Consider the following 10,125-nt stretch of genomic DNA (forward strand, 5'->3'; position numbering starts at 1 on the left):
AAGGGCGCGGTGGGGCTGGACTCGTTGCGGGCGGCTGAACCACTGCCATCGAACACGTAATCGGTGCTGAAGTGAACCAGCAGCGCGCCCAGTTTGGCCGCCTCAAGGGCGATCAAACCAGGGGCGGTGGCGTTGATGGCCCGGGCCAGCTCGGGCTCGCTCTCGGCCTGGTCGACGGCGGTGTGGGCCGCGGCATTGACGATGACATCGGGCTTGAAGGCCTGCACGAGGGCCGCCACTTGTTCGGGCTGGCTGAAATCGGCCTTGAGGTGCGGTGCGGCCTCGGGGCCGGCGGAATTGAAATCAAGCGCGGTGACCTGCCCCAAGGACGACAGCGATCGCTGCAGTTCCCAGCCGACTTGCCCGCCTTTGCCCAGCAAAAGGATTTTCATGATGCTTAGGCCACGCGGCTTTGGTAGTTGGTGTTGAGCCAATCACGGTAGGCCCCGGAGCGGACCGAGTCAATCCATTCGGTGTTATCGAGGAACCATTGAACGGTTTTGTCGATGCCCGAGGTGAAGGTTTCGGCGGGCTGCCAACCGATCTCGCGTTCGATCTTGCTGGGATCGATGGCGTAGCGGCGGTCGTGGCCAGGCCGGTCGGTGACGTAGGTGATCTGGTCTTCGTACCGGCCTGAGGCTTTGGGGCGCAGGGCATCGAGCTTGCGGCAGATGGTGGTGACGACATCAATGTTCTTGACTTCGTTTTTGCCACCCACGTTGTAGGTTTCGCCCAACCGGCCTTTTTCAAGGACCTGGCAGATGGCCTCGCAGTGGTCACGCACGAACAACCAATCCCGCACGTTCAAGCCGTCGCCATAAACGGGCAATGGTTTGCCATCAAGCGCGTTGAGGATCATCAGGGGGATGAGCTTTTCGGGGAAGTGGTAGGGCCCGTAGTTATTGCTGCAATTGGTGGTCAGCGTCGGGAAGCCATACGTGTGGTGGTAGGCCCGCACCAAGTGATCGCTGCCCGCCTTGCTGGCCGAATAAGGGCTGTTGGGCGCGTAGGCGGTGGTTTCGTTGAAGGCAGGATCGGTGTCGCTGAGCGAGCCATAGACTTCGTCGGTGGACACGTGCAGAAAGCGGAAGGCTGCTTTGTCGGCCGCCGCCAGGGCGCCCCAGTAAGCGCGGGCTTCTTCAATCAGGCTGAAGGTGCCGACCATGTTGGTGTGGATGAACTCGCCGGGCCCGTGGATGGAGCGGTCAACGTGGCTTTCGGCCGCGAAGTGCAAGATGGCGCGGGGCTGGTGCTGCGCCAAAGCCAAACGCACGGCATCGCGGTCGGCAATGTCGGCCTGGATCAGGGTGGCGCGCCCGGCATCCAGGTGCGCCTTGATGGTGAGGGGGTTGCCGGCGTAAGTGAGCTTGTCAAAAACAAGAACGGGCTCTGGGGGCAGGCCCAGTTTGGCCAAACGCTCAAACCAGTGGTGGACAAAATTACCACCGATGAATCCGGCTCCGCCTGTGATGAGAATCATGTGAAGCGCTTAAAAATGTTGGCCAATGAGTAGGAATTATGCCTAATCGCCATCCATTTGCAGGCCCTACATCTGGGGGGGGTCGGCGATTGCATGCACCACGTTGGTCCACTTGTTGCATGATGCTACCCCACATCAACATGGATCTATCGGCACGAGCAGCACATGGCAAAAGCAATGATTCTGGCGGCAGGTCAGGGAACCCGGGTACGTCCGCTGACCAAGCAAACGCCTAAACCGATGGTGCCTATTATGGGCAAGCCGGTTCTGGAATACATCATCGAACACCTGGCGCGTTATGGCGTCAAGGAAATCATGGTGAACGTGGCTTTCAATCACTGGAAGATTGAAAACTACTTTGGCGACGGACACCGTTGGGGTGTCGAGATTGGCTATTCACATGAAGGCGCCCGCGAACATGGCGAGATCGTGCCCAGGCCTTTGGGCTCGGCCGGCGGCATGCGCAACATCCAGGATTTCAGCGGTTTCTTTGACGAGACCACCATCGTGATGTGCGGTGACGCGATCATCGACCTGGACATCAGCGCCGCCCTGTTTGAGCACAAGGTGAAAAAGGCCGTGGCCAGCGTGGTGGCCTTGGAGGTGCCCAAGGACCAGGTCAAGAACTACGGCATCGTGGTGACGGACAAGCAAGGCCGCGTGACCTCGTTCCAGGAAAAGCCCAGCCCCGAAGAGGCCAAATCCAACCTGGCCAGCACCGGCATCTACATCTTTGAGCCAGAAATCCTGGAAATGGTGCCGCAGGGTGTGGAGTTTGACATTGGCAGCCAGTTGTTCCCGCTGCTGGCCGAGCGGGGCCTGCCCTTCTTTGCGCAAAGCCGGCATTTCAACTGGATCGACATTGGCCGCGTGAGCGACTACTGGTCGGTTTGCCAACGCGTGTTGCGCGGCGAAATCGCCCAGATGGACATGCCAGGCACCGAAGTGCGTCCGGGCGTGTGGGTGGGCCTGAACACCAAGATTGACTGGGACACCGTGAAGATCGACGGGCCGGTGTACGTGGGTTCGGGCTCGTGCATCGAATCAGGCGTGACCATTCAGGGGCCCACCTGGATTGGCCATGGCTGCCGCTTGCGCAAGAACAGCACGGTGGTGCGCAGCGTGCTGTTTGAGTACACGCGCCTGAGCGAAGGCGCCACTTTCAACGAGGTGGTGGCCTCGCCGCAATACAGCGTTGACCGACATGGCAACACCACCTACCAAGGGGATGAATCCACCACCCTGCGCTGGGGTGATGCGCGTGCTTGATCGGCATTCATGAAAGTTCTGGTAACCGGTGCGGCCGGTTTCATTGGCATGCACACCACCCTGGCTTTGCTGGCCAGGGGTGATGCGGTGGTAGGCATCGACAACCTCAACGATTACTACGATCCACAGCTTAAGCGCGACCGCTTGGCCGAGATTGCGCGGCAGGCACCCGAGGCGCCTTTTCAGTTCTTGGCGCTGGACATTGCCGACCAGGGCGCCTTGTTGGGCTTGATGGCGTCGGAGCAATTCGACGCCGTGGTGCACCTGGCGGCGCAAGCTGGCGTGCGCTATTCACTGACCCACCCTCAAACCTATGTTCAGTCGAACCTGGTGGGGTTTGTGAACATGCTGGAGGCTTGCAGGCACCATCAGATCAAGCACCTGGTGTACGCCAGCAGCTCCAGCGTTTATGGCGGCAACGTCAAGATGCCCTTTGTGGAGACCGATTCGGTCGATCACCCTGTGAGCCTGTACGCCGCCACCAAAAAGTCCAATGAGTTGATGGCCCACAGCTACAGCCACCTCTTTGGCTTGCCGACGACCGGGCTGCGGTTTTTCACGGTGTATGGCCCCTGGGGGCGCCCGGACATGGCGCCCATGCTGTTTGCCAGCGCCATCCTGGCGGGCAAGCCCATCACGGTGTTCAACCACGGGCAAATGCAGCGGGATTTCACCTTCATTGATGACATCGTGGCGGGCGTGCTGGCCACACTCGACCGCCCCCCTTTGGCCGACGCAGGATTCGACCGCCAGCACCCCTCGCCCGCCATGTCTTGGGCGCCTTACCGGATTTTCAACATCGGGCACAGCGAACCTGTGCAGTTGCTGCAGTTCATCGAAACGCTGGAACAGGCACTGGGCCAACCGGCCATCAAGGATCTGCATCCCATGGCGCCCGGCGACGTGGTGGCCACCTATGCCGACACACGGGCCCTGTCAGACTGGACCGGCGTGCACCCCAGCACGTCCCTGCCTGAGGGGGTGGCCAAGTTCGTGAACTGGTACCTGGCTTATTTGCCCAAATGAGTGCAAAAAACCCGGTCAATCGGGTTTGCCATGAACGCCGCCACCCCCCACTTGAGGGGTAAAAGGCGCCATTTGGCGGCGGGTCAGCGGCATATTGTCACAACTAGTGACAACCACCCTGTGTCCTGAAAATCCATCCCGGTACGCTTTACCGACGTTAAACGCAACATCGGGAGCGTGTAGTGAAGATTGGCATGATTGGGCGGTGGTTGAGCTGCATTGGCCTGTGCGCATTGCTGCTGAGTGGCAGTGGCTGCGTGGTCGGTGAGGCAGAGAAGGACTTTCCGAACAATCGATCGGAGGCCTGGCGCTTTTTGAACCACGCCACCTTTGGCCCCACCGAGGCCGACGTGGCGCACCTGAACACTGTCGGCTACACCGCGTGGCTGGACGAGCAATTCGCGATGGTGCCCGAGACGACCTACCGGTCGTTCATGGAGCGGCGCGATGCGGAACTCAAGGTCGACGAGCCTGCCAACAAAAGCCGTTTTGAGCAGGTGGTTGAAGGCTTTTACACCGGCGCCCTGACCGACCCGGCGCAACTGCGCCATCGCGTGGTGTTCGCCCTGTCCGAGATCTTCGTGGTCTCGCTCTCCAACGTCGAATTGAACATGCGCCCGACCCTGGTGGCCGGCTACATCGACACGCTCAATGCCAACGTGTGGGCTGACTACCGCACCTTGCTGGAAGCGGTGACCAAGAGCCCCGCCATGGGCGTGTACCTGACCTTCCGGGGCAACCAGAAAGAAGACCCCTCGATCGGCCGGATTCCCGACGAAAACTACGCGCGTGAAGTGATGCAGCTGTTCTCGATCGGCCTGCATGAGCTGAACATGGATGGCACGTCCGTGATGGGGGCCAATGGCCAGCCCAAGGTCAGCTACACCAGCGAGGACGTGCAAGGCCTGGCCAAGATCTTCACGGGCTGGAGCTTTTACCGTGGCCCGTCGGTGGCCAGCCAGACCGAGGAAGCTTGCTTCACCGGCAACATCACCTGCCTGGACCCGGAGGCCGCCTACCAACCCATGGTGGCATACCCGAGCTACCACTCAACATCGGCCACCTCCTTCCTCAATGTCAGCCTGCCCGCACGGTCCGGCTCGGCCCTGCAAGCCGACCTGAAGATTGCGCTGGACACACTGGCCAGCCACAAGAACGTGGCCCCCTTCTTCAGCCGACAGTTGATTCAACGCCTGGTGACCAGCAACCCCAGCCCCGCCTACGTGTCGCGCGTGGCCCAGAAATTCGTGGCCACGAACGGCAACCTCAAAGAGGTCGTCAAGGCCATCCTCATGGACGACGAGGCCCTGGGCTCGCCCTACCGCGCCCTGGACTCCGATGGCAAATTGCGTGAGCCGATTTTGCGCCTGACCGCCCTGTTGCGCGCCTTCACCTTCACTGGCCCTGGTTTGCAAACCGGCACCCAGCGGGTCAAGAACGTGGGCATCAGGTCTACCAGCGATGCCTCCTTGTCCTTTGGTCAGTCGCCCTGGTACTCGCCGTCGGTGTTCAATTTTTTCAGGCCGGGCTATGTGCCGCCACAAAGCAAGAGCGCGTCATTGGGCATGGTGCTGCCGGAGATGCAGATCGCCAGCGAGATCAGTGTGACGGGGTATGTCAACTCGGTGAAGTCGGTGCTCGACAACGGCATTGGCAAAGTGAGCAACCAAGCCGGTGTGCGCCTGGTGCTGACCGAGCAACGCTTGCTGGCCAACACCCCTGACGACCTGGTGTCCGACATGTCCAACCGCTTGTTGGGCGGGATCATGACCCTGGCCCTGCGCAAGGACATCACCACCGCCATCTCGACCATCCCTGTGCCAGTGGCGAACGAGTCCAACACCAACACGGCGGACATCAACAGCGCGCTGGACAAGCGTGTCAATGCCGCCATCCTGATGACCGCCGTGTCACCAGAATTTCTGATTCAAAAATGAGGTTGCCGACATGAGCACCAACCAACGCCGATCATTTCTGAAACAAGCCAGCGTGCTGGGCGCCGCCGGGCTGACCACGCCGTGGGCCTTGAACCTGGCCTCGATGGGGGTGGCCTCGGCCCAGTCGAGCGGCGCCACGGACTACAAAGCCCTGGTGTGCATTTTCCTGGGGGGCGGTAACGATGCCCACAACACCGTGATCCCCACCGACGAGGCCTCGTGGTACTACTACAGCGTGGCGCGTGATGCCAACGCGGCCATCGTGGCCAATGGCGGCACCCCCATCCCGGGTGCCTTGTCCATCGCCCTGAAGCGCTCCGAGCTGTTGCCCATCACCATCAAGGACACCGGGGGCTTCAACGCCGACCGCAATTTCAAGTCATTTGCCCTGCACCCACAGCTCAAGCGCATCCGCGACATGTATGTGGACGGCAAAGCGGCCGTGATCGCCAACGTGGGGCCACTGATCATGCCCACCAACAAGATCGACCTGTTCAGCCTGAGCTTCCCGGTGCCCGCCAACCTGATGTCGCACAACGACCAACAGTCAATGTGGCAGTCGTTCGCGGCAGAAGGGGCGGTGGCGGGTTGGGGCGGGCTGATGATGGACAGCCTGATGTCGCGCAACACCGTGAGCACGTTCTCCTGCATCGGGATCAACAGCGGGCCAGTGTGGCTTTCGGGCAAGCAGGTCATGCCCTACCAGCTCAGCACTTCGGGCCTGACCCGGATGGCGGGTGAAGGCAGCACCTATGGCAGCGCGGCCGTTTACCAGGCGGTGCGCAAGATCGCGGCCACCCCGACCAGCTCAGACGTCCTCGCGCAGGACTACACCAAGATCGTGCAACGGGCCTTGAGCGTGGAAAGCACCCTGCTGAGCTCACTGCCCGCCGCCGCCCAAGCACCTTGGGGAACGCCTGGCGCGGCCACCTCGGCCAGCGACCCTTTGCTGAAGTACACCGACCCGAACACCGGCCTGAGCACGCTCAACCCACTGGCCCAGCAACTGCAGTTGGTGGCGCGCATGATCAGCGCCAGAGGGGCCGCCGGCATTGGTGCCAAACGCCAGGTGTTCATGGTGACGCTGAACGGCTTTGACACCCATGACAGCCTGCTGGTGAGCCACGGCGAACTGATGGCCAAGTTGGACCACGGCGTGGCCTACTTTTACGACACCCTGGCCAAGATGCCAGGTGGCCAGGACATGCGCTCGAACGTGACCTCGTTCACCGCCTCAGATTTTGGGCGGGCCCTGAACAACAACGGCGACGGCACCGACCATGGCTGGGGTGGCCACCACTTTGTGTTCGGCAGCAGCGTGAAGGGGGGCGACATGTATGGCCGCTACCCCGATTTCAGTCCCTTTGACCAAGGCACTTATTTCAGCGCCAATCTGCTGACCAATGGCGTCTTGCTGCCGTCCCAGTCAGTGGACCAGGTGGTCTACACACTTGGCAAGTGGATGGACGTGCCCGAGTCGGACCTGACCGGCGCTGGCGGCACCGTGGGCATCGCCCCCAACATCGGGAATTTTGACGTGTCAACCCGCAACCTGGGGTTCATGGCCTGAAGATGAGGGGGTGACACTGGCCGGTGTTCTGACAGAATGCAGCCAGTGTCTTAATCAACCTTAGAGCGTCCATGAAAGTATCAGTTGTTGGCACCGGCTATGTGGGCCTGGTGACCGGAGCCTGCCTGGCAGAGATGGGCAACGATGTTCTGTGTCTGGACATCGACCCGAACAAGATCCGCATTCTGCAAGAGGGGGGCATCCCCATCCACGAACCGGGCCTGGACCTGGTCGTGGCGCGCAACGTCAAGGCCGGGCGCCTGGCCTTCACCACCGACATCGCCCGCGCCGTGGCGCATGGCACCTTGCAGTTCATCGCGGTGGGCACGCCCCCGGACGAAGACGGCTCGGCCGACCTGCAGTACGTGCTGGCCGCCGCCCGCAACATCGGTCGCCTGATGACCGACTACAAGGTGGTGGTCGACAAGAGCACGGTGCCCGTGGGCACGGCCGACAAGGTGCACGCCGCCATCGCCGACGAGCTGGCCAAACGCGGCAGCACCACGCCTTTTGCCGTGGTCTCCAACCCCGAGTTTTTGAAAGAAGGCGCGGCCGTTGAAGACTTCATGCGGCCCGACCGCATCGTGGTGGGCGCCGACGACGAGCAAGCCATCTTGCTGATGCGCGCCCTGTACGCGCCCTTCTCGCGCAACCGCGACAAGGTGCTGGTGATGGACGTGCGCAGCGCCGAACTCACCAAGTACGCCGCCAACGCCATGCTGGCCACCCGCATCAGCTTCATGAACGAGCTAGCCCTGCTGGCCGAGAAAATGGGCGCCGACATCGAATCCGTGCGCCAGGGCATCGGCTCTGACCAGCGCATTGGTTTCCACTTTTTGTACGCCGGCTGCGGCTATGGCGGCAGTTGCTTCCCCAAGGACGTCAAGGCCTTGATCAAGACGGCCAGCGGCGAAGGCCAGGACCTGAAGGTGCTGCAGGCCGTGGAAGACGCCAACGATGCGCAAAAGATGGTGCTGGTGGACAAAGTCACCAAGCGCTTTGGGCAAGACCTGAGCGGCAAGCGCTTTGCCGTGTGGGGCCTGGCCTTCAAGCCCAACACCGACGACATGCGCGAGGCCACCAGCCGCGTGGTGCTCGAAGAGTTGTTCAAGCGCGGGGCCACCGTCACCGCTTACGACCCGGTGGCCATGGAAGAGGCCCAGCGCATCTTTGGCAAGCACCCTGCCCTGAGCTACGCCGACTCGCCCATGGGCGCCCTGCAAGACGCCGACGCCCTGGTCATCGTGACCGAGTGGAAGGAGTTCCGCAGCCCTGACTTTGCGCAAATCAAGGCCAGCCTGAAGACACCCGTCATCTTTGACGGGCGCAACCTCTACGAGCCCAGCATCGTCAAGGCTTCGGGGCTGGACTATCTGGCCATTGGGCGGGCTGCTTTGGCAGGGTGATCACAAAGCGGCTGCCCCCGCCTTCGCGGGCTTCGCAGCGCACCTGGCCGCCGTGCCTTTGGGCAATCTGGCGGACCAGGCTGAGCCCCAAGCCCACGCCGCCCGCGTGCTCTGAATGGCCGGGCAGGCGGTAGAAGGGCTCGAAGATGCGCTCGCATTCTTCGGGCGGCACGCCGGGGCCCCGGTCACTGACACTGACTTCGACCAGCAAGGGTCCAGCCGACAAGTTCAACAAGATGGGCTCGCGGTCACCGCCATAGCGTTTGGCGTTTTCAAGCAAATTGCGCACGGCACGTCGCACCAACCGTTCGTCGAATTTCACGACCTGGCCTGAGGCCTCGTCGGCCTCCAGCACAGCGCCCACGCGTCGGGCCTCTTCGGCGGCCAGGCCCACCAGGTCGACGGGCTGGCGATCCAGCTCGGACTTGGCATCCAGGCGGCTGGCCAGCAACACTTCTTCGACCAGGGCATCCAGCTCTTTGATGTCCTGGTTGATTTCCTGGCGCAGGGCACCGCAGCGCTCGGGCGGCAACTCGGCCATCATGGCCACCGCCATCTTCAGCCGGGCCAAGGGCGATCGAAGCTCATGGCTGGCGTTGGCCAGCAGGTTGCGGTGGGCACCGATGAGGTCTTCGATGCGCTGCGCGGCCTGGTTGAAACTTTGCGCCAGGTCGGCCACTTCATCGCGCCCCTCGACGTCAACGCGGTGCTGCAACTGGCCCGAGCCAAAGGTTTCAACGCCTTGGCGCAGGGCTTTGAGGCGCCGGGTGAGGCGGTTGGCCACGGGCCAGGCGCCAATGGCCACGGCCACGAACAACAGCAGCAGCGACAGGATCAGCGCCGGCGCGCCGCTGAGCAACCAGGGCGGCGGCACCAGCCAACCCAAGGGGCCGCCGAACCAGTGCGGCGGGCCACCCATGCCTGATGGCGGCGGTGGGCCACCCTCCCCCCCCGGCGGACCACCGCGCCCGCCGCGCGCCACCAGCAATGACGGCCGCAAGATCCACAAAACTCGGCCATCGGACAGGTGGATTTCCTCCAGGCGGATGAGGCTGCCCCGCTGGCGCAGCAAACGCTCTTGCATCAGGTCGGAGGTGGCAATGCGGCGGCCTTGGGGGTTGTCCAGGGCCAGGGGCAAACGCAGGCGCGTGGCCCACTCCAGCAGGGCCTGGGCCTGGTCGGCCTCGGGCTGGTTGACCGCTGGCAGGCTGTTTTCGATGAGTTCGCCCCAAGCGGCGGCGCGGTCGTTCGACGCAGCCTGGGATTGCAGCTCATTGCGCTCGCTCTCCATGTGGCGCTGTGCCAGCCACCCGGTGCCCAGCGTGAACAGCAGCAAGACCGTGACCACGGTCAGGTAGATCCGCAGCGCCAGCGTCTTCATGCGGTTTCGGTGTCAGCGTCCTGCTTCTTGGCGAACACGTAGCCCGCGCCACGCAC

Annotated in this window: 8 protein-coding genes; 5 read left to right on the forward strand and 3 right to left on the reverse strand. The window is 62.5% G+C overall.

The window, feature by feature from the left end; all coding sequences use genetic code 11:
* Both H7225_RS05770 and rfbB read right to left on the reverse strand, forming a co-directional pair.
* On the reverse strand, positions 1–392 hold a 392-nt coding region (locus tag H7225_RS05770), incomplete at its 3' end, for a sugar nucleotide-binding protein (RefSeq protein ID WP_290659833.1).
* A 5-nt stretch (positions 393–397) separates the two neighbouring features.
* Positions 398–1,480 carry a dTDP-glucose 4,6-dehydratase gene (rfbB, locus tag H7225_RS05775; protein WP_290659834.1) on the reverse strand — a complete coding sequence of 361 codons (1,083 nt, stop codon included), beginning with the start codon at positions 1,478–1,480 and terminating at the stop codon, positions 398–400.
* A gap of 177 nt (positions 1,481–1,657) precedes the next feature.
* On the opposite strand from rfbB, the gene H7225_RS05780 reads away from it, so the two are divergent.
* The 5 genes from H7225_RS05780 to H7225_RS05800 all read left to right on the forward strand — a co-directional run bounded on the left by H7225_RS05780 (position 1,658) and on the right by H7225_RS05800 (position 8,688).
* Positions 1,658–2,749 carry an NDP-sugar synthase gene (locus H7225_RS05780; RefSeq protein WP_290659840.1) on the forward strand — a complete coding sequence of 364 codons (1,092 nt, stop codon included), beginning with the start codon at positions 1,658–1,660 and terminating at the stop codon, positions 2,747–2,749.
* Positions 2,750–2,758: 9 nt separating this feature from the next.
* Complete coding sequence (locus tag H7225_RS05785; protein ID WP_290659835.1) at positions 2,759–3,775, forward strand: NAD-dependent epimerase; 1,017 nt, start codon at positions 2,759–2,761, stop codon at positions 3,773–3,775.
* A gap of 182 nt (positions 3,776–3,957) precedes the next feature.
* On the forward strand, positions 3,958–5,712 hold the full coding sequence (locus tag H7225_RS05790) for a DUF1800 domain-containing protein (protein ID WP_290659836.1): 1,755 nt from the start codon (positions 3,958–3,960) through the stop codon (positions 5,710–5,712).
* 10 nt (positions 5,713–5,722) lie between these two features.
* Entirely contained in the window at positions 5,723–7,282 is a 1,560-nt protein-coding gene (locus H7225_RS05795) for a DUF1501 domain-containing protein (RefSeq protein WP_290659837.1), read from the forward strand.
* Between the two features lie 71 nt (positions 7,283–7,353).
* The gene (locus H7225_RS05800) at positions 7,354–8,688 is read left to right on the forward strand and encodes a UDP-glucose/GDP-mannose dehydrogenase family protein (RefSeq protein ID WP_290659838.1); all 1,335 of its coding nucleotides are present in this window, start codon (positions 7,354–7,356) and stop codon (positions 8,686–8,688) included.
* Here the strand turns inward: H7225_RS05800 and H7225_RS05805 are convergent.
* Entirely contained in the window at positions 8,633–10,069 is a 1,437-nt protein-coding gene (locus tag H7225_RS05805; protein WP_290659839.1) for a HAMP domain-containing sensor histidine kinase, read from the reverse strand. The two genes, H7225_RS05800 and H7225_RS05805, sit on opposite strands and share 56 nt — an antisense overlap.
* Between the last annotated feature and the right edge of the window lie 56 nt (positions 10,070–10,125).

Origin of the sequence: Aquabacterium sp. (assembly GCF_014378415.1) — a bacterium.
GTDB lineage: Bacteria > Pseudomonadota > Gammaproteobacteria > Burkholderiales > Burkholderiaceae_C > Aquabacterium.